This is a genomic window from Streptomyces sp. NPDC042371 (assembly GCF_056437465.1).
This window is the reverse complement of the sequence record NZ_JBWKAP010000005.1, coordinates 217,404-239,377: the sequence shown is the minus strand read 5'-3', so window position 1 is coordinate 239,377 and position 21,974 is coordinate 217,404. Positions and strand designations below refer to the sequence as shown.

The 21,974-nt window shown below is 71.2% G+C and carries 20 protein-coding genes and 1 tRNA gene; 17 read left to right on the top strand and 4 right to left on the bottom strand.

From position 1 onward, the window contains the following. Positions 1-133: 133 nt before the first annotated feature. Positions 134-1,666, bottom strand: coding sequence for a potassium/proton antiporter (locus AC068B_RS17160; protein WP_478672335.1), 1,533 nt, complete (start codon positions 1,664-1,666; stop codon positions 134-136). A 212-nt stretch (positions 1,667-1,878) separates the two neighbouring features. Between AC068B_RS17160 and AC068B_RS17155 the strand changes: the two genes are divergently transcribed. Then, complete coding sequence (locus AC068B_RS17155) at positions 1,879-4,749, top strand: penicillin acylase family protein (RefSeq protein WP_478672334.1); 2,871 nt, start codon at positions 1,879-1,881, stop codon at positions 4,747-4,749. A gap of 90 nt (positions 4,750-4,839) precedes the next feature. Here AC068B_RS17155 and AC068B_RS17150 read toward each other — a convergent pair whose 3' ends face one another. Beyond that, positions 4,840-5,415 (bottom strand): 5-formyltetrahydrofolate cyclo-ligase, encoded by a 576-nt coding sequence (locus AC068B_RS17150; RefSeq protein ID WP_478672722.1) that lies wholly within the window; start codon positions 5,413-5,415, stop codon positions 4,840-4,842. A gap of 141 nt (positions 5,416-5,556) precedes the next feature. On the opposite strand from AC068B_RS17150, the gene galU reads away from it, so the two are divergent. From galU to AC068B_RS17095, 11 genes are all read left to right on the top strand, one after another. Further along, positions 5,557-6,468 carry a UTP--glucose-1-phosphate uridylyltransferase GalU gene (gene galU / locus AC068B_RS17145; RefSeq protein WP_478672333.1) on the top strand — a complete coding sequence of 304 codons (912 nt, stop codon included), beginning with the start codon at positions 5,557-5,559 and terminating at the stop codon, positions 6,466-6,468. Positions 6,469-6,472: 4 nt separating this feature from the next. Further along, complete coding sequence (gene glp / locus AC068B_RS17140; RefSeq protein ID WP_478672332.1) at positions 6,473-7,819, top strand: molybdotransferase-like divisome protein Glp; 1,347 nt, start codon at positions 6,473-6,475, stop codon at positions 7,817-7,819. 84 nt (positions 7,820-7,903) lie between these two features. Beyond that, a complete protein-coding gene (moaC, locus tag AC068B_RS17135) occupies positions 7,904-8,428 on the top strand; it encodes a cyclic pyranopterin monophosphate synthase MoaC (protein ID WP_478672331.1) in 525 nt (174 codons plus the stop codon). Between the two features lie 32 nt (positions 8,429-8,460). Further along, positions 8,461-9,000: a MogA/MoaB family molybdenum cofactor biosynthesis protein gene (locus AC068B_RS17130; protein WP_478672720.1), complete on the top strand. Its 540-nt coding sequence runs from the start codon at positions 8,461-8,463 to the stop codon at positions 8,998-9,000. After that, a complete protein-coding gene (locus AC068B_RS17125) occupies positions 8,997-9,620 on the top strand; it encodes a GNAT family N-acetyltransferase (RefSeq protein WP_356263620.1) in 624 nt (207 codons plus the stop codon). The genes AC068B_RS17130 and AC068B_RS17125 overlap by 4 nt, the downstream gene beginning before the upstream one ends. 218 nt (positions 9,621-9,838) lie before the next feature. Then, the gene (locus tag AC068B_RS17120; RefSeq protein ID WP_478672330.1) at positions 9,839-11,110 is read left to right on the top strand and encodes a hypothetical protein; all 1,272 of its coding nucleotides are present in this window, start codon (positions 9,839-9,841) and stop codon (positions 11,108-11,110) included. An 85-nt stretch (positions 11,111-11,195) separates the two neighbouring features. After that, positions 11,196-11,269: transfer RNA gene (locus AC068B_RS17115), tRNA-Ala, on the top strand. A 336-nt stretch (positions 11,270-11,605) separates the two neighbouring features. Continuing rightward, positions 11,606-12,163, top strand: a complete 558-nt coding sequence (locus AC068B_RS17110) for an RNA polymerase sigma factor (RefSeq protein ID WP_478672329.1) — start codon at positions 11,606-11,608, stop codon at positions 12,161-12,163. Continuing rightward, entirely contained in the window at positions 12,160-13,155 is a 996-nt protein-coding gene (locus AC068B_RS17105) for a CU044_5270 family protein (protein ID WP_478672328.1), read from the top strand. Before AC068B_RS17110 ends, AC068B_RS17105 begins: the two co-directional genes overlap by 4 nt. Positions 13,156-13,288: 133 nt before the next feature. After that, positions 13,289-13,750 (top strand): hypothetical protein, encoded by a 462-nt coding sequence (locus AC068B_RS17100; RefSeq protein WP_478672326.1) that lies wholly within the window; start codon positions 13,289-13,291, stop codon positions 13,748-13,750. A 17-nt stretch (positions 13,751-13,767) separates the two neighbouring features. Continuing rightward, the gene (locus tag AC068B_RS17095) at positions 13,768-14,979 is read left to right on the top strand and encodes a HAMP domain-containing protein (protein WP_478672325.1); all 1,212 of its coding nucleotides are present in this window, start codon (positions 13,768-13,770) and stop codon (positions 14,977-14,979) included. A gap of 80 nt (positions 14,980-15,059) precedes the next feature. Here the strand turns inward: AC068B_RS17095 and AC068B_RS17090 are convergent, their stop codons facing one another. Continuing rightward, a complete protein-coding gene (locus tag AC068B_RS17090; RefSeq protein WP_478672324.1) occupies positions 15,060-15,602 on the bottom strand; it encodes a GNAT family N-acetyltransferase in 543 nt (180 codons plus the stop codon). A 92-nt stretch (positions 15,603-15,694) separates the two neighbouring features. Between AC068B_RS17090 and AC068B_RS17085 the strand changes: the two genes are divergently transcribed. Further along, positions 15,695-16,486, top strand: a complete 792-nt coding sequence (locus tag AC068B_RS17085; RefSeq protein ID WP_478672322.1) for an exodeoxyribonuclease III — start codon at positions 15,695-15,697, stop codon at positions 16,484-16,486. Positions 16,487-16,660: 174 nt separating this feature from the next. Continuing rightward, a complete protein-coding gene (locus AC068B_RS17080; protein WP_478672321.1) occupies positions 16,661-17,698 on the top strand; it encodes a DUF6528 family protein in 1,038 nt (345 codons plus the stop codon). 18 nt (positions 17,699-17,716) lie between these two features. On the opposite strand, the gene AC068B_RS17075 is transcribed toward AC068B_RS17080, so the two are convergent. Further along, positions 17,717-18,343, bottom strand: a complete 627-nt coding sequence (locus AC068B_RS17075) for a MerR family transcriptional regulator (protein ID WP_468564249.1) — start codon at positions 18,341-18,343, stop codon at positions 17,717-17,719. A 231-nt stretch (positions 18,344-18,574) separates the two neighbouring features. Between AC068B_RS17075 and AC068B_RS17070 the strand changes: the two genes are divergently transcribed. From AC068B_RS17070 to AC068B_RS17060, 3 genes are read left to right on the top strand one after another with little or no spacing between them, the layout of a single operon-like run. Continuing rightward, on the top strand, positions 18,575-20,101 hold the full coding sequence (locus AC068B_RS17070; RefSeq protein ID WP_478672319.1) for a flavin-containing monooxygenase: 1,527 nt from the start codon (positions 18,575-18,577) through the stop codon (positions 20,099-20,101). Beyond that, entirely contained in the window at positions 20,098-21,027 is a 930-nt protein-coding gene (locus AC068B_RS17065) for an alpha/beta fold hydrolase (RefSeq protein ID WP_478672318.1), read from the top strand. Before AC068B_RS17070 ends, AC068B_RS17065 begins: the two co-directional genes overlap by 4 nt. Continuing rightward, positions 21,024-21,902, top strand: coding sequence for an SDR family oxidoreductase (locus AC068B_RS17060; RefSeq protein ID WP_306333234.1), 879 nt, complete (start codon positions 21,024-21,026; stop codon positions 21,900-21,902). Before AC068B_RS17065 ends, AC068B_RS17060 begins: the two co-directional genes overlap by 4 nt. Positions 21,903-21,974 lie beyond the last annotated feature (72 nt).

Genomic DNA, 21,974 nt, shown 5'->3' with positions numbered 1-21,974 from the left:
TGCGAGGGCTCCTCGACCGCCATACGGTCGCGCCAGCTCTGCTTCAGACAGAGTTGGTTCGATCAGATGCCTTTATCGTACAGGGGAGAGTCCCATCAGCCCCTGTGATTGCAGCCGATGAGACCCCCGCCACCTACGATTGGTGCTTTTCTCCGTCGGTTCCCAGCCAACTGGCCAGCTTTCCGCCGTGGCCGACCGCGCGCAGCCGCTTCTCGGCGGCGTCCCGGACCGGATCGGTCGCCACCACCAGGAGCTCGTCCCCGCGCCGCAGGACCGTCGTCGGCATCGGCACGAACGATTCGCCGTCGCGGACGACCAGCGTGACGGCCGACCCCGGGGGCAGCCGCAGCTCGCCGACCTCGACGCCGTGCATACGGGATTCCTTGGGGATGGCCACCGACAGCAGATGGCCCTGCAGCCGCTCCAGGGGCGCGGACTCGATGCCGAGGTCGGCGGCCTCCGAGGAGTCGCCGAGGCGCAGCTTCCTGGCCAGCCAGGGCAGCGTGGGGCCCTGGATGAGGGTGTAGACGACGACCAGGACGAAGACGATGTTGAAGATCCGCTGGCTGTCCTCGACGCCGCTCACCATCGGGATCGTCGCCAGGATGATGGGCACGGCGCCGCGCAGTCCGGCCCAGGACAGCAGGGCCTTCTCCTGCCACGGCACGCGGAACGGCAGCAGGCTGACGACGACTTCGAGGGGCCGTGCCACCACGGTCAGGACCAGGCCGATGATGATCGCGGGCCAGGTGTCGTCGAGCAGGTCGTGCGGCGTGACCAGCAGGCCGAGCAGGACGAACATGCCGATCTGGGCGAGCCAGCCGAGGCCCTCGGCGAAGCCGCGGGTGGCGGGCCAGTGGGGCAGCCTGGCGTTGCCGAGCACCATCGAGGCGAGGTAGACGGCGAGGAATCCACTGCCGTGCGCCATGGCGCCCGCGGCGTACGCGGCGACGGCGATGGCCATGACGGCGATGGGGTAGAGGCCGGAGGCGGGCAGGGCCACGTGCCGCAGGCCGTAGGCGCCGAGCCAGCCGACCGCGAGGCCTATCGCCGCGCCGATCGCCAGCTCCAGGGCGATCTTGCCGAGCAGTACGTACCAGTCGTCCACCGGTCCCGCCGTGGAGAAGGCCACGACGAGGATCACCACAGGGGCGTCGTTGAACCCCGACTCCGCTTCCAGGACACCCGTCACGCGGGAGGGAAGCGGCACCTTCCGCAGCACCGAGAAGACCGCCGCCGCGTCCGTGGACGAGACCACCGCGCCGATGATCAGCGCCTGCCGCCATTCGAGGCCCACCAGGTAGTGGGCTCCCGCGGCGGTGACGCCGACGCTCACCGCGACGCCGAGGGTCGACAGCACCGCTGCCATGGGCAGGGCGGGTTTGACCTCTTTCCACTTCGTCCCGAGGCCGCCCTCGGCGAGGATCACGACCAGGGCGGCGTAGCCGATGACCTGCGTCAGTTCGGCGTTGTCGAAGTGGACGTCGCCGACGCCGTCCTGGCCCATGGCGATGCCGATGCCCAGGTACAGCAGCAGGCTGGGGAGCCCGCTGCGCGACGAGATCCGGACCGCCGCCACGGCGACGAGCAGAACGAGCGAGCAGACGAGCAGGAGCTGGTTGAGGTGGTGGACAGTCAGGGGCCGTTCCTTCCTTCGTGAAGCCAAGTACTACGTAGGAGTACTTCGTTACCTTACCTAATCGTTAACGTTTCCTTGACGCCTTCGAATGACTATTCGATCTCATGGGGGGGGCGGGTTCCTGACTCCGCGTCCGGAGCCGCAACGCCCTGCGCCTATGGTTGCTCCTGCGCTCCCAGAGCCGCCCAGTCGACAGCACAGCCCGCCCTGCCGCTCGCGTAAGGACAGCAAGGACAGCGATGCCCTCCAACACCAACGCCTCTTCCGGTCATAAGTCCGGCAAGAAGAAGGGGCGCCGAGCCCGACTCATCGTGATCGTCCTGGTCCTGGCCATCGTGGGAGGCATTGGCTACGGCGCGTACTGGAGCGTCAGCACCGTGCGCGCCTCGTTCCCGCAGACCAAGGGCACGATCAAGATCGACGGCCTGGCCGGTCCCGTCGACGTGAAGCGCGACGGCAACGGAATCCCGCAGATCTACGCCGAGTCCGACGCGGACCTCTTCATGGCCCAGGGCTTCGTCCAGGCGCAGGACCGCTTCTGGGAGATGGACGTACGCCGTCATATGACCTCCGGGCGGCTCTCCGAGATGTTCGGGAAGAGCCAGGTCAAGACCGATGAATTCCTGCGCACGCTCGGCTGGCACCGGGTGGCGAAGAAGGAGTACGACTCCAAGCTCTCGCCGGAGACGAAGAAGTACCTCCAGGCGTACGCCAAGGGAGTCAATGCCTACCTGGCCGGCAAGGACGGCAGGGACATCTCCGTCGAGTACGCGGCGCTGGGCTTCAAGAACGACTACAAGCCGCAGGAGTGGACCCCCGTCGACTCCGTGGCCTGGCTCAAGGCCATGGCCTGGGACCTGCGCGGCAACATGCAGGACGAGATCGACCGCTCCTTGATGACGAGCCGCCTCGGCCCGTCGCAGATCAAGGACCTGTACCCCGAGTACCCGTACAAGCGGAACAAGCCCGTCGTACGGGAGGGCGCCTACAACAGCGTCACCAAGGAGTACGACCCCGAGGCCAAGGCCACCGGCACGCAGTCCGGCTTGGGCGGCACAGGCACCGGCACCGGCGGTACAGGCACCGGCGGTACAGGTACAGGTACAGGCACAGGCACCGGTACAGGGACCGGCGGAACCGGCACCGGGACTGGCACCAACGGCGCGGCCGGTACGGGCCTCGCAGGCGGCACAGAGGCCCCCAACGGGCTCCAGTCGCAGCTCAACGGCCTCTCCGGAGCCCTGGACGAGGTTCCGTCCATCCTGGGCCCGAACGGCAACGGCATCGGCTCGAACTCCTGGGTCGTCTCCGGCAAGCACACGATCACCGGCAAGCCGCTCCTCGCGAACGACCCGCACCTGGCGCCGCAGCTGCCCTCCGTCTGGTACCAGATGGGCCTGCACTGCCGGTCGGTCTCCGACAAGTGCCAGTACGACGTCTCGGGCTACACCTTCTCCGGCATGCCGGGCGTGGTCATCGGCCACAACAAGGAGATCGCCTGGGGCATGACGAACCTCGGCGCCGACGTCACGGACCTGTACCTGGAGAAGTTCACCGGGGACGGCTACCAGTACGACGACAAGGTGCTGCCCTTCACCTCCCGTGAGGAGACCATCAAGGTCGCCGGCGGCAAGGAGAAGAAGATCACGGTCCGCGAGACCAACAACGGACCACTGATCTCCGACCGCGACGACGAGCTGGTGAAGGTCGGCAAGAAGGCCAACGTGGACACCGCGGCCCCCGACCGGGGCGACGGCTACGGAGTGGCCCTGCGCTGGACCGCGCTGAGTCCCGGCAAGTCCATGGACGCCGTCTTCGAGCTCAACCGGGCGAAGAACTTCACGGAGTTCCGCAAGGCGGCCGCTTCTTTTGAAGTGCCGTCCCAGAACCTGATCTACGCCGACAGGGAAGGCAACATCGGCTACCAGGCGCCCGGCAAGATCCCCACCCGCGGCAAGGGCGACGGCTCGCTCCCCGCGCCCGGCTGGGACCGCGCCTACCGCTGGACCGGCTACATCCCGCAGGACGCGCTGCCCTACGAGTACAACCCGAAGCGCGGCTACATCGTCACCGCCAACCAGGCCGTGATCGACGACAGCGACCAGGCCAAGTACCCGTACAAGCTCACCTCGGACTGGGGCTACGGAGCGCGCAGCCAGCGGATCGACGACCTCATCCAGTCGAAGATCAAGAACGGTGGCAAGATCTCCACCGAGGACATGCGCCTCATGCAGATGGACAACAGCAGCGAGATCGCCAAGCTGCTCGTGCCCAAGCTGCTGAAGATCGACGTCAAGGACAAGTACGTCCGCGAGGCCCAGAAGCTCCTCGAGGGCTGGGACTACACCCAGGACGCCGACTCGGCGGCCGCCGCGTACTTCAACTCGGTCTGGCGCAACATCCTCAAGCTGGCCATCGGCAACAAGCTCCCCAAGGAGCTGCGCGTCAAGGGCCAGTGCCTGAACGTGGAGCCGGCCGGCAACACCGGCCCCGCCGACGAGGGCAAGAAGGTCCGCGAGTGCGGTGAGCGCGACGCGGACTCGGCCCAGCCGGACGGCGGCGACCGCTACTACGAGGTGATCCGCAAGATCATCGACGACGAGAAGAACGACTGGTGGAAGTCGCCGGCGACCCGCACCGACGAGGAGACCAAGACCCGCGACCAGCTGTTCAAGCGGGCCCTGGAGGACGCGCGCTGGGACCTGACGGCCAAGCTCGGCAAGGACGTCGACACCTGGAGCTGGGGCCGTCTGCACCGGCTCACGCTGAAGAACCAGACCCTCGGCACCGACGGTCCCGGCTGGCTGCAGTTCGTGCTGAACCGCGGCCCGTGGAACCTCGGCGGCGGCGAGGCGGCGGTCAACGCGACCGGCTGGAACGCGGCGGGCGGCTACGGAGTGGTGTGGGTGCCTTCGATGCGGATGGTGGTGAACCTCAAGGACCTCGACAAGTCCAAGTGGATCAACCTCACCGGCGCTTCGGGGCACGCCTACAACGACCACTACACCGACCAGACGGGCAAGTGGGCCAAGGGCGAACTCCTGCCGTGGGCCTTCACGGACAAGGCGGTCGAGGGCAGCACGAGCGACAAGCTGGTGCTGCGCCCCTGACGGCCGCGCACATCACGGCCTGAAAGGGCATCAGCCTGGAAAGGGCCCTCCACGCACGCGTGGAGGGCCCTTTCGGTGTTCCCGGACCTCTCAGCGGAAGCGGCGCGCCCCCGAGGGCGCCACGACGGCGTGCACCGGCCGGTCATGCGCCTCTTCTGGGAGGTGCGCGACCACTTCGGAGTCGTACAGGAGCACCACGAGAGCGGGATCGGCGTCCGCGCGCTCCAGCCGGGCGAGGACCCGGTCGTACGATCCGCCGCCCCGCCCGAGCCGCATCCCGCGCGCGTCCACGGCGAGCCCGGGCAGCAGCACGGCGTCCGCAGCCAGGACGGCGTCGGGCCCGAGCCGTGCCCCCGACGGCTCCAAAAGGTCGATCTTTCCTGGGTGTTGTACGCGGACGAGGGAGCCAGGGCCGTCGTACACGCCCCAGTCCAGGTCGTTGTCCGCGAGCAGCACCGGGAGCAGGACACGGGTCCCGCGCGCGTGCAGGGCATCGAGCAGGGCATGCGTGCCGGGCTCGCTGTCCATGGAGACGTACGCGGCGACGGTCCGCGCGTCGGCGAGCTCCGGCAGGTCGAGCGCGCGGTCGGCGAGAACCGCCGCCGCCTTCCGTGCGTCATCCTCAGTCAACCCGCTTCTCACCGCGAGGAAGTCTCGCCGCAACATGCGCTTGGTTGGCTGGCCGTCGGGCTCGGTACCGCTGGTTCCGCTCATGGGGATCTCACAATTCCTTCCTGGTCGGCGCATATGCCGACGAATAATCCGGACCCACAGATTCCGCACATACGCACCCGATATGGTGGCGCCATGACTGAGTCTCACCCCCCCCACGCCCGGATCACCAAGGCGGTCATCCCGGCCGCAGGTCTCGGTACGCGCTTCCTGCCGGCCACCAAGGCCACCCCCAAGGAGATGCTGCCGGTCGTCGACAAGCCGGCGATCCAGTACGTGGTCGAGGAGGCCGCGTCCGCGGGTCTCGACGACGTCCTCATGATCACGGGTCGCAACAAGCGCCCCCTTGAGGACCACTTCGACCGCAACTACGAACTCGAATCGGCCCTCCTGAAGAAGGGCGACGAGGCCCGCCTCGCCAAGGTCCAGGAGTCCAGCGACCTCGCGACGATGCACTACGTCCGCCAGGGCGACCCCAAGGGACTCGGTCACGCCGTCCTGTGTGCCGCTCCGCACGTCGGCCACGAGCCGTTCGCCGTGCTCCTCGGCGACGACCTGATCGACCCGCGCGACCCGCTCCTCGCCCGCATGGTCGAGGTCCAGAAGAGGCACGGCGGCAGCGTCATCGCCCTCATGGAGGTGGCCCCCGAGCAGATCCACCTCTACGGCTGCGCGGCCGTCGACGCCACTAAGGACGGCGACGTCGTCAAGGTCACCGACCTGGTCGAGAAGCCCGACCGCGCCGACGCCCCGTCGAACTACGCGATCATCGGCCGCTATGTCCTCGACCCCCACATCTTCGACATACTGCGCAAGACCGAGCCGGGCCGCGGCGGCGAGATCCAGCTCACCGACGCCCTGCAGCAGCTCGCCGCGGACGAGAAGGTCGGCGGCCCGGTGCACGGCGTGGTCTTCAAGGGCCGCCGCTATGACACCGGCGACCGCGGCGACTATCTGCGTGCCATTGTCAGACTCGCGTGCGAACGTGAAGATCTGGGACCGGACTTCCAGGCCTGGCTTCGCAGTTACGTCACCGAGGAGATGTAGCACTTTGAGCAGCAGCACGACGACACCGACCACCGGCCAGAACCCCTTCTGGTCGGTGGAAGAGCATCTGGACGACATTCTCGAAGCCGTCCGCCCGCTCGAACCCATCGAGCTCCAACTCCTCGACGCCCAGGGCTGTGTCCTGGTCGAGGACGTCACGGTGCCCGTCTCGCTGCCGCCCTTCGACAACAGCTCCATGGACGGGTACGCGGTGCGGGTCGCCGATGTCGTGGGCGTGAGCGAGGAGTTCCCCGCCGTCCTCACGGTCGTCGGCGACGTGGCCGCGGGCGCGGGCGAGCAGCCCACCGTCGGCCCGGGCCAGGCCGCCCGCATCATGACCGGCGCCCCGCTGCCGCCCGGCGCCGAGGCCGTCGTCCCCGTGGAGTGGACCGACGGAGGCCTGGGCGAGGGCCCCGTCTCGGGAATGCGCGCCCACAGCGCCGCCCCTGAGGGCGCGTCGGGCGAGGTCCGCGTGCACCGCCCGGCCGCGGCCCGCGCGCACGTGAGGGCGCGGGGCAGCGACGTCCAGGCGGGCGACCGGGCCCTGGCCGCGGGCGCCGTCCTCGGGCCCCCGCAGATCGCCCTGCTCGCCGCGATCGGCCGCGGCACGGTGAAGGTGCGCCCCCGCCCGCGCGTGGTCGTCATGTCCACCGGCAGCGAACTGATCCAGCCGGGCGAGCAGTTGTCGGACGGCCAGATCTACGACTCCAACAGCTTCGCCCTCACCGCCGCGGCCCGCGACGCCGGAGCCATCGCCTACCGCGTGGGCGCCGTCGCCGACGACGCGGAGACGCTGCGCTCCACCATCGAGGACCAGCTGATCCGCGCCGACCTCGTGGTCACCACGGGCGGCGTGAGCGTGGGCGCGTACGACGTCGTGAAGGAGGCCCTGTCCACCATCGGCGACCCGGACGAAGAGGACGGCATCGGCGCGGGCGGCGGGGTGGAGTTCCGCAAGATCGCCATGCAGCCCGGCAAGCCCCAGGGCTTCGGCTCCATCGGCCCCGACCACACACCGCTGCTCGCACTGCCGGGCAACCCCGTCTCCTCATACGTCTCCTTCGAGCTCTTCGTGCGCCCCGCGATCCGCACCCTCATGGGCCTGCCCGAGGTGCACCGGCCCACCACGCGCGCGGAGCTGCTCTCGGACAAGGCGCTGAGCTCCCCGGAGGGGCGCCGTCAGTTCCTGCGCGGGCGGTACGACGCCGAGGCGGGCCGGGTGGTGCCCGTGGGCGGGTCCGGCTCGCATCTGATCGCCGCTCTCGCGCACGCGGACGCGCTGATCGTCATCCCCGAGGACACCACGTCGGTGGAGCCCGGCGCGGATGTCGAGGTGGTCCTCCTCGGCTGAGAGGGCCCCCCGCGCGGTACCGTGTCGCGCACAACAGGCCCGCGCGCCGCACCGCGCGGGGCCCGGACCGGGAGCGCCAAGCACATGACCGCGATTTCCCGGGGGGACACCCCCGGAGCCCCTGAGCAGCAGCGACTGACCCACATCGACGAGGCGGGCGCCGCCCGCATGGTCGACGTGTCGGCCAAGGACGTCACGGCGCGCACCGCCCGCGCCAGCGGCCGCGTACTGGTCTCGCCACGCGTGATCGAGCTGCTGCGCGGCGAGGGAGTGCCCAAGGGAGACGCCCTGGCGACCGCGCGGATCGCGGGGATCATGGGGGCCAAGCGCACCCCGGACCTGATCCCGCTCTGCCACCCGCTGGCCGTCTCCGGAGTGAAGCTCGACCTCTCCGTGGCGGACGACGCCGTGGAGATCCTCGCCACCGTGAAGACGACCGACCGCACGGGCGTCGAGATGGAGGCCCTCACCGCGGTGAGCGTCGCGGCCCTCACGGTCGTCGACATGGTCAAGGCCGTCGACAAGGGCGCCGTCATCACGGACGTACGCGTCGAGGAGAAGTCGGGCGGCAAGTCCGGGCACTGGCACCGCGAAGGGGAGCGGGCATGAGCCGGGAATCGGGCACGAGCCAGGAAGCGGGCATGAGCCAGGAAGCGGACGTGTCGGCCGGTGGCGCCCTGCCCGCGCCGTACCGCGCGCTCGTCGTGACCGCATCGAACCGCGCCGCCGCCGGGGTCTACGCCGACAAGGGCGGCCCGATCCTCGCCGAGGGACTGACCGCGCTCGGCTTCGCCGTCGACGGGCCCCAGGTCGTCCCCGACGGCGACCCCGTCGAGGCGGCCCTGCGCGCGGGCGCGGAGGCCGGTTACGACGTCATCCTCACCACCGGCGGCACCGGCATCTCGCCCACCGACCGCACCCCCGAGGCCACGCGCCGCGTCATCGGCCACGAAGTGCCCGGCATCGGGGAGGCGATCCGTGCCTACGGCAGGGACAAGGTCCCCACGGCCGCGCTCTCGCGAGGGCTCGCCGGAGTCGTGGGCGGGACGCTCATCGTGAACCTGCCGGGCTCCTCCGGAGGCGTACGGGACGGTCTCGCCGTGCTGGAGCCGCTGCTGAGGCACGCCGTCGACCAGTTGCGCGGCGGTGACCATCCCGGTCCGCCGGGGGGTGCGAGCTGAACGGCTCCTCCTGGCCCGTCGGGCTGACGGACGGTGACATCGCCCTCCGTCCCATAAAGATGCGCGACCAGCGGGCCTGGCGCGAGGTCAACCGGCGCAACCGGGACTGGCTGCGCCCCTGGGAGGCCACGATCCCGCCGCCCACCCCGAGCGGCCCGATCGTGCACCGCCCCACGTACCGGCAGATGGTCCGTCATCTGCGCGCGGAGGCCAACGCGGGCCGGATGCTGCCCTTCGTCATCGAGTACCAGGGCCGCCTCGTCGGACAGTTGACGGTCGCCGGGATCACCTGGGGCTCCATGTGCTCGGGCCACGTCGGCTACTGGGTCGACCGGTCCGTCGCGGGCCGCGGTGTCATGCCGACCGCCGTCGCGCTCGCCGTCGACCACTGCTTCCGTTCGGTCGGGCTGCACCGTATCGAGGTCTGTATTCGCCCCGAGAACACGCCGAGCCGACGGGTCGTGGAGAAACTCGGATTCCGCGAGGAGGGACTTCGCCCGCGGTATCTGCACATCGACGGAGCGTGGCGGGATCATCTCGTCTTCGCGCTCACGACCGAAGAGGTACCGGAAGGGTTGTTGCGCCGCTGGCACCAGGCCCGACCTCGGAACACTGCCTAGGCCGGTTCTCAACCCCCGGAAATGAAATACGTGTTCGAAATTGAGCGCCGAACGACCGTCTGAGGCGCGTATGAGACTTGTCTCAGGCATTAAATTCACGCTCTCGGCGGCCTGTTGATCGCACCAGTCACAAAAAAAGTTCGAGATATCAGCCAGATCGTGCGACACACCGGCTCAATTGGCAGATGGCCTCACGCAAACCCCTCTACCGTGTGAGCGTGAGCAGCAGCGGCCTCATCTACGCAGTCATCGTCGGGGCCTGGGCCGCCTACTTGGTGCCGATGTGGCTCCGTAGGCAGGACGAGCTGAACGAAGCCCGTCCGACGGAACGCTTCAGCACCGCCATCCGGCTGCTGTCCGGACGGGCGGGCATGGAGCGCCGATACGCCAAGGACCTGCAAGCGCGCTCGCCCGAGGAAGGGGAGTCGCTCGACGACCCGGACGGCACCACCGGCTCGGTGGACGTCCGGTCCTTCGTCGCGCCCCCGTCCGAGCGCGAGCCCGAACGCGAGCGGGAGCGTGAACCCGAAAGGGAGCGCGCCGCCGAGCGCGAGCGTGCGCCCGAACGCGAGCGGGAGCGTCCGCCCGCGCCCGCCCCCCGGGCCAAGGCGCCGGTCAAGGCAGCAGCCAAGGCGCAGGCCAAGGCGTCGGCCAAGGTGCCGGTCAAGCCTCCGTCGCATGCGACGCCCGCACAGCGCGCCGCGTCGGCCGAGGCCGCCGCGCGCGCCCGGCGCATCAAGGTGCTCGCCCGGCGCCGCCGTACGACGGTCCTTCTCTTCTTCGCCTTCACCGTCGGCGCGATCGTCGCCGCGGTCGGCGGGCTCGCCTTCCTGTGGGCGCCCGCCGCGCCCGCCCTGCTCCTGAGCGCGTACATCGTCTATCTGCGCGGCCAGGAACGACGCCGCTTCACCTACACGATGGACCGGCGCAGGGCCGAGGTCGCGGCGCAGCGGCTGCGTGAGCGGCAGCCGCGGCGCAGGCCCGCGGGCGCGGAGCAGATCGTCGACGAGCCGGTGGACGAGGGTCCCGCGCCCGAGACGGAGACCGGCCTCTCCGCGCTCGCCGCGGACCGCCGTGCCCTCGTCGAGCAGACCGACCACGCGGAGTGGGTCGACCAGCAGCGCGAGCGGCAGCACGGTCCCGGCCGCGGCGACAGCTGGGACCCGGTCCCGGTCCCGCTGCCGACGTACGTGACCGCGCCGGTCGCCCCGCGCGCCACCGGCAGCGTCGACCTGGGCGCACCCGACGCCTGGAGCGCGGCGCGGTCGAGCACCGCGGAGCCGAACGCCGACTCCCGGGCTGAACGCGCCGAGCGGGAACGCCCGGCCGAGGGCTCCGGCGACATCGACGGGGCCGAGGGTGCCGACGCCGATGGCGGCCGCAGCGACAAGCGCCGGGCGGCGTCCGCGCGACGTGCCCGTGAGCGCGGCCGCACGCCGCTCTTCGACCAGTACGAGGACGGCGGCCGACCGCGCGCGGCGAACGAGTGAGGGACCGTGAGGTCTCCCTGGCTGACCAGCCAGGACCGGATTTCCGAGCACCCCGATCGGGATGCTAGAGTTTCACTCGTTGCAAGGGCCTGTGGCGCAGTCTGGTAGCGCACCTCGTTCGCATCGAGGGGGTCTGGGGTTCAAATCCCCACAGGTCCACCGCAACCGTTCACGACTTAGGTCGGAGACGGATCATGAGATCCCGTCCAACTCATCGAGTTGGGCGGGATTTCTTGTTTTTGAGGCTCGGTTTGTTTTTGAGGCTCGGTTCGGCCGCGCGGCCTGTGGAAGGCGCGCTGCCGGGCGGCCCTGCCCCAGGGAAGGTCCTGGCGGAGCTGACTGCCGGCCACCAGAAGGGTGGCGCATCGCGCACCGCATCAACGCCACCGCACGTGGCCGCCCGCGCCCGGCTCCCGGGGCGCGAACGCTTTTGCCGGGCGGACACAAGAAGGGGGAGGGGGCCGCGGAAGGCGTGGCCCGTGGAAGGGGAGGTCCGTGGCGACGGACGAGGAACTGCTGGCGCGCTCGGAATCTGACGCGTCGGCCTTTGAACCGCTCGTGGAGCGCCATTCGAGGGCGTTGCACGGCTACTTCGCGCGCCGGGCACCCGGCGCGGCGGACGATCTGCTGGCCGAGGCGTGGCTGCAGGCCTACGCGGCACGCGGCACCTATGACGCGGCCCGTGGGCCGGTCCGGGCGTGGCTCTTCGGCGTGGCCCGCAATGTGCTGGCCGCGCACTGGCGCGGGCAGGAGCGGCCCGCGGTCGCCGCGCTCGCCGGTGAGGCGAGCAGCGACCCGTGGCACGCCGTCGACCGGAGGCTGGACGCGGCGGCGGTGGCGCCGCTGATGCGCCGGACCCTGGCCGAGCTGCCGGCCGTGGAGCGGGAGCTGCTGCTCCTGATCGCGTGGGAGCAGCTCAGCCCCACCGAGGCCGCCGCCGTCGTCGGTGTCCCTGCGGGCACGGCCAGGTCCCGGCTGCACCGGGCGCGCACCCGGCTGCGCGCGGCGCTCGGCCCCTCCGCCCCGCTTTCCCTGACAGGAGATCTCGCATGACCGGGCAACAGGACATGAACGACGGGGACCTTCTCGACTTCCCCGGCGCCGGGCGGTTGAGGGCCGCGGGCAAGGTCGCGCCGCCCTCGGCGGACGCCGTCGCCGCGGCACTGGCCGCGGTGCGGTCGGCGGCGGTCCGGGCGGAGGGGGACGGCCGGGCTGCGGGGGACGGGCCGGTCGTCGAGCTCGAATGGGAGTCGGCGGCCGCGGTCGTTCCGGCGCGGACGTGGCGGCGGCGCCTTCCCGTGCTCATCTCGGCGGCGGCGGTCGTGGTGATCGCGCTGGGTGTCGCGTTCCAGCCCTGGTCGGACTCCGGGGGCGTGCGGAGCTCTCCGGCGGCGGAACGGACGGGGGCGGCACCGTACTGGAAGGTGCGGACCCTTGAGTGGATGCGGAGTAGCAGCGACAAGACCCAGCGGCCGGACGGAACTCCCAAGACCGTCTGGCTGAGCCGGAGCGGCACGCGCGAGAAGCCCGCCAACGGTGTGGTCCAGGACTACTCCCGGGAGGACACGGGAGGGATGGCCTACGTGATCTGTGACAAACCGGTCCTGTGGGACGACCTCAAGAAGCTGCCCACCGACCCGGCGGCGCTGCGGGCCCGGCTCGTGGGGAAGGCCACCGGGGAGGGCGTCGCGGAGGATCTCTACGACGGCATCGAGGAGCTGCTCTCCCAGTCACCCGCCGAACCGCAGCTGCGGGCCGCACTCTTCAAGGTCCTCACCGGGATTCCCGGGGCGCGGGTGACGGAGCGGGTCAAGGACAGCACCGGGCGCTCCGGCACGGCCGTCGAGATGGACGCCGATACCTGGCGTCGGCGACTGGTCATCGACACCGGGACGTTCCATGTGCTGGAGTCCGTGGACACGGCGCGGAACGACGGCCTGTCCTGGGGAACGCAGAAGCTCCGGGCCGGGGACCTCATCCAGCGCACCACCTATCTCTCCGTCGGGCCCGCCTGGGAGGCACCGAAGCCGTCCAAGCGGACCTAGCCCCCACCGCCCTGTGGGTCCAGTTCACTGAACCCACAGGGCGGGATCTTTGCTGTGCCCGCGCCCGCACGGCGTTCGCCCCGCGTGGTTGCTCTCCACGCGTGATGTGCGCCGCTCTGTATACATTTGATCCATGCCATCCCCTTTGAGGGCTGCCGTGTGCTGCGGCGTCGCGCTGGCCACCGTGCTGGCGGGCGGGTGCGCCGCCGGGCCACGGGGGCTGCGGGTGGAGGGGCCCGCGCTGCGGCCTTCGCGGGCGGCCGGGCCCGTCTACCTCGCGGACGCGGCCGGGCTTCCGCTGCAGCAGCCGACGTCGGCGCAGCTCACCGAGGACGTCGTGCTCTCGGAGTTGAGCTGGCGGGACTGGGGCGGGCCGACCGCGCGGGCCACCGGGAAGCTCGGCGGCCCGTGGTGCCGCCCCAAGTGCTCCGGCAAGCCCTACGACGCCACGCTGACGCTCAGCGGCCTGGAGCAGCAGGAGCGCATGGCGTACTACCGGCGGGCCACCGTCGAGCCGAAGAAGGCGGAGGAGCTCCCCGCGGCGGCGGTGAACGTGCAGTTCCAGGGGATCCGGCTGTCGATCCCGGATCTCTGAGGGCGCGGGGGAGCGGCATGGGACTGCGTACCAAGATCGGTATCGCCATCGCGGGCACCGCGGCCCTGGTGTCCGTGGTGATGGGGCTGCTCGTCCACCACCGCACCGTCGAAGCGCAGTACGCGGGTGCGCGCAGCCAGATCGGGGACCGGCTGCGGACCGCCGTGCAGGACCACGCGGCCGGGCTCGACGGCGACCGCACCCTCATCGACCCCGTCGACCTGCCGGGGCCGCTCGCCGGGGCCGTGGCGAACGGGCGGTGGGGCGTCTATCTGGACCGGGGCGGGCGCGTTCCGCAGCTGTGGGCGGCCAGCAAGTACGGCGAGGAGGTCGTCGCGCTGAAGCGGCCGTACGACAGGGAGGCGGAGACCGTACGGGATCTGGACCGGGTGCTGTGGATCTCGGGCGGCTTCGGGACGGCGCTCGCCTGTGTGGCGGGGCTGCTCGTCGCCACCCGGCTCGGGCGGCGGCTCAAGAGGAAGGCCGGGGCGGCGCAGCGGATCGCGGACGGGGACCTGACAGCGCGGCTGCCGCTGCACGGCAAGGACGAGATCACCCAGCTCGCGGCCGCCGTGAACACTATGGCCGACGCGCTCGCCGCCCGGCTGCAGGCCGAGCGCGAGGTGACGGCGAACATCGCGCACGAGCTGCGCACCCCGGTGGCCGGGATGGTGACGGCGGCCGGGCTGCTGCCGCCGGGGCGCCCCTCCGAACTGGTGCAGGAGTCCGCGGGACGGCTGCGGGAGCTCGTCGACGACGTCATCGAGGTGGCGCGGCTCGACGGGGCCGGGGAGCAGGCCGTGGCCGAGGCGTGCGAGCTGGGGGCGCTGGTGCGCAGGTCGGCCGCCGCGGGGGCCGCGGGCGCGGGCGGTGTGACGGTCGACGTGGTGCGGGACGTGGCGGTGGTGACGGATCCGCGGCGGGTGGAGCGGGTGGTCGCCAACCTCGTCAGCAACGCGCTGCGGCACGGGGCGGCGCCGGTGACGGTCGTGGTCGACGGCGGGGTGGTGCGGGTGCGGGACTCCGGGGACGGTTTTCCGGAGTCCCTGGTGTCCGGCGGGCCGCAGCGGTTCCGGAGCGGGGCCGGGGAGAAGGGGGTGGGTCTCGGGCTCGGGCTGACGATCGCGCAGGGGCAGGCGCAGGTCCTGGGGGCCGGGCTGCGGTTCGGCAATCCGGCCGGGGGCGGGGCGGAGGCCGAGTTCGACCTGCGGTCGGCGGTGCGGGGGTAGGCCCCTTTGCCGGGGGCCGGGGGCCGGGGGCCGGGGGCCGGGGGCCGGGGGCCGGGGCGCCGCGGAGTCGGGGCGTAGGCCTACAGGAACTTCTCGTAGCAGCGGCTCAGGTCGTCGAAGCGGTAGTGGCCGAACTTCTCCTCGGCGAGGGTGTAGCCGCTGGAGATGTAGAGGGCTATCGCCTCCGGCTGCTTCGTGCCCGTCTCCAGGACCATGCGGACCCGGCCCGCCGCCTTCGCGTCGTCCTCCAGGGCCGCGAGTATCCGGCGGGCGAGGCCCAGGCCGCGGGCCTCCGGGGTGACGTACATCCGCTTCAGCTCGGCGTCGCCGTCCCGGTAGTTCTCGTCGTTCCCGGTGTTCCCGGTGTTCCCGGTGTTCCTGTCCATGCTGCGCCAGCCGCCCGTCGCCAGTGCGGTGCCGTGTTCGTCGTACGCGATGAAGTAGCGGCCGCGTGGCGGCTCGAACATGGTGGCGTCGAGATACGTGACGTCACCCTCGTCGCCGTAGCGCTCCGCGTATTCGAGCTGGACGCGGTCGCTGAGCCGGACCGCGTCGGGGTGCGCGAAGGTGACGGTGCGCAGGTGTATCCCGGCGGCGGTGGTGGCGGCATTTTGGATAGTCATGCGCTCCATCGTACTTCTATGCGTGACCAGTGGTGGGTGTGAGGACCGTGGTGCCGGACCAGTGTGCCGGTAAGGGCCGGTATCGTGCCGGGATGCTCACTGTGACCAGCGTGAATGTGAACGGGCTGCGCGCCGCCGCCAAGAAGGGCTTCGTGGAGTGGCTCGGCGAGACCTCGGCCGATGTGGTGTGCCTCCAGGAGGTGCGCGCCGAGGAGCACCAGCTGCCGGACGAGGTGCGGGCCCCCGAGGGCTGGCACGTCGTGCACGCGCCCGCCGCCGCCAAGGGGCGCGCCGGTGTCTCGCTGTACACGCGCCGTGAGCCGGACCGGGTGCGGGTCGGCTTCGGGTCGCAGGAGTTCGACGGCAGCGGCAGGTACGTCGAGGCGGATCTGCCCGGCGTGACCGTGGCCAGCCTGTATCTGCCCTCCGGCGAGGTCGGCACCGAGCGTCAGGACGAGAAGATCCGCTTCATGGGGGAGTTCCTCGCCTACCTGAAGGAGCTCAAGGTGCGGGCCGCCGCCGAGGGGCGCAACGTCGTCGTCTGCGGCGACTGGAACATCGCCCACCAGGAGGCCGACCTCAAGAACTGGAAGGGCAACAAGAAGAACTCCGGGTTCCTGCCCGAGGAGCGCGCCTGGCTGGACGAGGTCTTCGCGGAGTACGAGGACGTCGTGCGGGCGCAGCACCCGAACGTCGAGGGCCCCTACTCGTGGTGGTCCTACCGCGGGCGCGCCTTCGACAACGACACGGGCTGGCGCATCGACTACCACGTCGCGACGGCGGGGCTCGCCGAGCGCGCGCTGAAGGCGTACGTGGAGCGGGCCGCGAGCCACGCGGAGCGGTGGAGCGACCACGCGCCCGTCACGGTGGTCTACGACCTGTAGGCCCCCTCGCCCCCTCGCCTTGAGTCCCCCGTCGGGGTGGTCCCCGGCGGGACACGGGCGCAAAGTCCGGTAGAAGGCTGTCCCGGGGCCGGGCGGCATGGCAGATTTCGGTCGCGTACATGACCACGCGTACATGACCAACTGCCGAGCTGCCAGGGGGATTTCATGTCGGCCATGCCTTCGAGACGCGCCGTCGTGCTGGGCGCGGCGGGCGCCGGGATCGCGGCGACACTGCCCACCGCGCAGGCGTACGGAACCGAGGCGGCCCGCGGAACGGGCGGCGGTGGCGGGACTCCCGCCGGTACGCCGCCCGTGCTGCTGACCGAGCAGGCGAGCAGGCGCATCCTCGTGCTCGACCCGGGGTGCCGCGTCTGGGACCCGGCCGCCGACCCGTCCGTCGTGCGCTGGGAGTTCTCGCCGGTCGGCGACCCCCGCTACCGGGACCTGCTGCCGGACGTGAGCTGGGTGTACCCGTGCGAGGCGAAGGTACGGTTGCACCGGCGGCGCACGTACGTCCTGACGACGGCGTCGTTCGGCTTCGTGGCCGTCGTCGAGCACCCCACCGGCAGGCGGTACTGGGGCACGGCGATCGGCCCCGGCGACGATCTGTTCAACCCCCACAGCGCCGAGATCCTGCCCGACGGCAACGTGGCCGTCGCGTGCAGCACGGGCGCGCGGGTGCGGCTGTACGCGGCGTCGCAGGGGCCGCGCGCCACGCGGTACACCGAGGCGGAGCTCAAGGGTGCGCACGCGCTGCACTGGGACGAGGCGCGCGAGGTGCTCTGGGCCCTCGGGGACGACGAGTTGGTGACGTACGAGGTGGGCGGGACGGCCGCGCGGCCGACGCTGGAGCGGACGTACGGGATCGGGCTGCCGGTCGGCACGCCGGGGAAGACGCCCGGTGGGCACGACCTCTTCCCGGTCTGCGGGCGGCCGGGTCGGCTGTGGGTGACGACCAACGCGGCCGTCTTCCAGTACGAGAAGAAGGGCCGCGTCTTCGTGCAGGACTTCGCGGGGGCCACGGAGATCTCCCGCAAGTCGGTTAAGGCCGTCGGCAACGATCCGCGCACCGGGCAGGTCGTGACCACCGTCCCGGAGGCCGGTCTCGGGGAGACCTGGTGGACCACGACGGTGAGCGTGCACCGGCCCGAGTCGAGCTACAAGATGGTCAACGGCGGCATCTACAAGGCCCGTTGGTGGCTACCGGTCTGAGCGTGCGAACCCTGGACGTCAGGATTCCTTGAGGCGGCGGTCCAGGGCCATGGAGAGCTCCGCCTCCACCACGCTCTTGGCGACCGGGCGCAGCTGGTCGATGTCGACGTCGGCGGTGTCCGGCGTGTGGGTGCGCATGACGGTGATGAACAACTCCGCGAGTGCGTCGGCGTGTTCACGCACGCGCTGGCCCGCCTCCAGGACCGCGGCCAGCGGAACTCCCTTGCGCACCAGGGTGGATGAGGCGTCGAGCAGGCGGCGGCTGATGTGGACGAGTTCGTCGCCGTCCGTGCCGAGGTAGCCGAGGTCCAGGGCGGCGACGAGGTTCTCTGGGGTGACCTCGCCCGCGAAGTGGTCGGCGAGCTCCTCGGGGGTGAGGCGGACCGGCTGCTCCTCGGTCGGCTCGCCGAGGCCGAGGAGTTCGCCGACGTCACGGCCCTTGTCGAAGGCGTCGGAGAGCTCGGCGATGCCGTTCAGGGTGTGGCCGCGCTCCAGGAGGGCGGCGATCGTGCGGAGTCTGGCCAGGTGGTGCTCGTCGTACCAGGCGATGCGGCCCTCGCGGCGGGGCGGCGGGATCAGCCCGCGCTCGCGGTAGAAGCGCACGGTGCGCACGGTGATGCCCGCCTCCGCGGCCAGCGCCTCCATGCGGAATTCGCGTACGCCGCCGTCCGGTGCGCTCCCGCGTCCGCGTTCTCGTTCGTCTGCCACGTGGGAAGCCTATCCGGGCGGCGGTCGGCGGCAGCCTGATCGGTGGCGGGTGGTACCGCCGGTAACTTTCCCCCGCCCAACCCCTACCCATGAGTACGTGACTGGCTTACTCTCCCAATTGCGCCAGTAGTCACTGGCAGGGTTCAGGTACTTCCGGGAGGCGGCGGAATGACAGAGCACGAGCACGTACGGGTGGCGGTGATCGGATCCGGCTTCGGCGGCCTCGGTGCCGCCGTGCGGCTGCGCCGCGAGGGCATCACCGACTTCGTCGTCCTGGAGCGGGCCTCAGCCGTGGGCGGCACCTGGCGGGACAACAGCTACCCGGGCTGCGCCTGCGACGTGCCCTCGCACCTGTACTCGTTCTCCTTCGCGCCCAACCCGGACTGGCCGCGCACCTTCTCGGGACAGGAGCACATCCGGGAGTACCTGGAGCACGTCGCCGACACCTTCCGGCTGCGCCCGCACCTGCGCCTCGACACCGAGGTCAAGCTGATGACCTGGGACGCCGACCGGCTCCGCTGGGTGATCGAGACCAGCAACGGCACCTACAGCGCCGACGTCGTCGTCTCCGCGACCGGGCCGCTCTCCGACCCCAAGACCCCGGACATCCCCGGCATCGACACCTTCCCCGGCAAGGTCTTCCACTCGGCCCGCTGGGACCACGACTACGACCTGAGCGGCAAGCGCGTCGCGATGATCGGCACCGGCGCCTCCGCCATCCAGATCGTGCCCGAGATCCAGAAGAAGGTCGGCAAGCTCACCCTCTTCCAGCGCACGCCCCCCTGGGTGATGCCGCGCGCCGACCGCGCCATCACCGGCGCCGAGCGCTGGCTGCACAAGCAGCTCCCGTTCACCACCCAGGCCCGCCGCGGCCTCCTGTGGGGCATCAGGGAGCTGCAGGTCCAGGCGTTCACCAAGCGGCCCAACGAGCTCGGCATGGTCGAGCAGATCGCCAAGCGGAACATGTACCGGGCCATCAAGGACCCGGCGCTGCGGGCCAAGCTCACCCCGACGTACCGCATCGGCTGCAAGCGCATCCTGCTCTCCAACGCGTACTACCCGGCGCTCGCCAAGCCCAATGTCGACGTCGTCGCCAGCGGTCTGACCGAGGTGCGCGGCAACACCGTCGTCGCCGCGGACGGCACCGAGACCGAGGTCGACGCGATCATCTTCGGCACCGGGTTCCACGTGACGGACATGCCGATCGCCGACCGCGTCGTGGGTGACGAGGGGCTCACGCTCATGGAGACCTGGAAGGACGGCATGAACGCGCTGCGCGGCGCGACCGCGGCCGGGTTCCCCAACTGGATGACGATCATCGGCCCGAACACCGGGCTCGGGAACTCCTCCATGATCCTGATGATCGAGTCGCAGCTGAACTACATGGCCGACTACCTGCGGCAGCTGGACGTCCTCGGCGGCAGCGCCGCCCTCGCCGTCCGGCCCGACTCCGTCAGCGCCTGGAACCGCCGGGTGCAGGAGCGGATGAAGCGCACCGTGTGGAACACCGGCGGCTGCAACAGCTGGTACCTCGACGAGAACGGCGTCAACACGACGGTCTGGCCCGGCACGACCACCGAGTTCAGGGCGGCGACACGGCGGGTCGACCTCTCCGAGTACGAGGTGCTGCGGCCCCCGAAGGCGCAGGCCGCGGCTCCCACCTCCCGCAAGAAGAAGGTCGAGGCCGGGGCATGAGCCGACTGACCCATGTGACGAGCGGCCCCTACGCGCCACCGGTCGCCGCACGCGAAGTGACCGCGGTCTCCGCCGACGGGGCGCGCCTCCACGTCGAGGCGCACGGCCCCGAGGGAGCGCCCGCCGTGGTGCTCGCACACGGCTGGACCTGCTCGACGGCCTTCTGGGCCGCGCAGATACGCGACCTCTGTACCGACCACCGCGTCATCGCGTACGACCAGCGGGGGCACGGGCGCAGCGAAGCGCCCGCGGCCGCCGACGGGTACAGCACGCGGGCGCTCGCCGACGACCTCGAAGCGGTGCTCGCGGCGACGCTCGCGCCGGGCGAGAAGGCCGTGCTCGTGGGGCACTCCATGGGCGGCATGACGATCATGGCCGCGGGTGGCCGGGCCGGGGTGCGGGAGCGTGCCGGTGCCGTCCTGCTGTGCAGCACGGGGAGTTCGGACCTGGTCGCCGAGTCACTGGTCGTGCCGCTGCTGCGGGCCGGGCGGGCGCGGACCAGGATCACGCGGTCGGTGCTCGGCTCGCGCGCCCCGCTCGGTCCCGTCACGCCGCTGGCCAGACGCGTCCTCAAGTACGCCACGATGGGCCCCGGTTCGGCGCCCGAGCGGGTCGAGGCCTGCGCGCGGATCGTGCACGCCTGCCCCAGGGGCGTCCGCCACGGCTGGTCGCACGTCCTCGACGGCCTCCAACTGGACGCGGAACTGGGCGGGTTGAAGGTGCCCACGGCCATCATCGCCGGGACGGCCGACCGGCTCACGCCCGTCGTGCACGCACGGCGGATCGCGGCCGCCCTGCCTGAGTGCCTGGGGCTCACCGAGCTCGCCGGGATCGGACACATGACACCCATCGAGGCGCCGGAGGCCGTCACCGGACGGATCAGGGCGCTCGCCGGAACGTACGTACAGGTCAAGGAGGGCGCATGAGCAGGGTCAGCCTGGAGGGGCAGGTCGCCGTCGTCACGGGCGCGGCGCGCGGAGTCGGTGAGCTGCTCGCGCGCAAGCTGTCGGCGCGCGGCGCGAAGATCGCGCTCGTCGGCCTGGAGCCGGACGAGCTGAAGAAGGTCTCGGAGCGGCTGCACACGGAGTCCGCGCACTGGCACGCGGACGTCACCGACCACGTGGCGCTCGCGCAGGTCGCGCAGGAGGTCAAGCAGCACTTCGGCAAGGTCGACATCGTCGTCGCCAACGCGGGTGTGGCCAGCGGCGGACCGTTCCTGGAGTCCGACCCGGACGCGTGGCGCCGCGTCATCGAGGTCAACCTCATAGGCAGCGCGGTGACGGGCCGGGCCTTCCTGCCCGTGCTCATGGAGAGCCGCGGCTATCTGCTGCAGATAGCGTCGCTCGCCGCGATCACACCGGCGCCGATGATGACGGCGTACTGCGCGTCGAAGTCGGGCGTCGAGGCGTACGCGCACGCGCTGCGCGCCGAGGTCGGCTACAAGGGCGTCAAGGTCGGCGTCGGCTATCTGTCGTGGACCGACACGGACATGGTGCGGGGCGCCGACCAGGACGACGTGATGCGGGAGCTGCGCCAGCGGCTGCCCTGGCCGTCCAACAAGACGTACCCGCTGGGTCCCGCGGTGGACCGGATCGTGGCGGGCATCGAGCGCCGATCGAGCCATGTGTACGCGCAGTGGTGGCTGCGGGGCATGCAGGGCATCCGCGGCTATCTGCCCTCGGTCATCGGGGCGGTCGGCCAGCGGGAGATGAAGCGCTTCGAGCCGCGGCTCGGCACCGTCTCGACGGGTCTGGTCGGGGCGGGCGGCTCCGCGGACGAGCAGGCGCGCGCGGTGAGTTGACCGGCCGCGGGACCAGCTTGGGCATGACAGAGGCCCCCGGCGTCCCGGGGGCCTCTTCGCACGAGCTACACG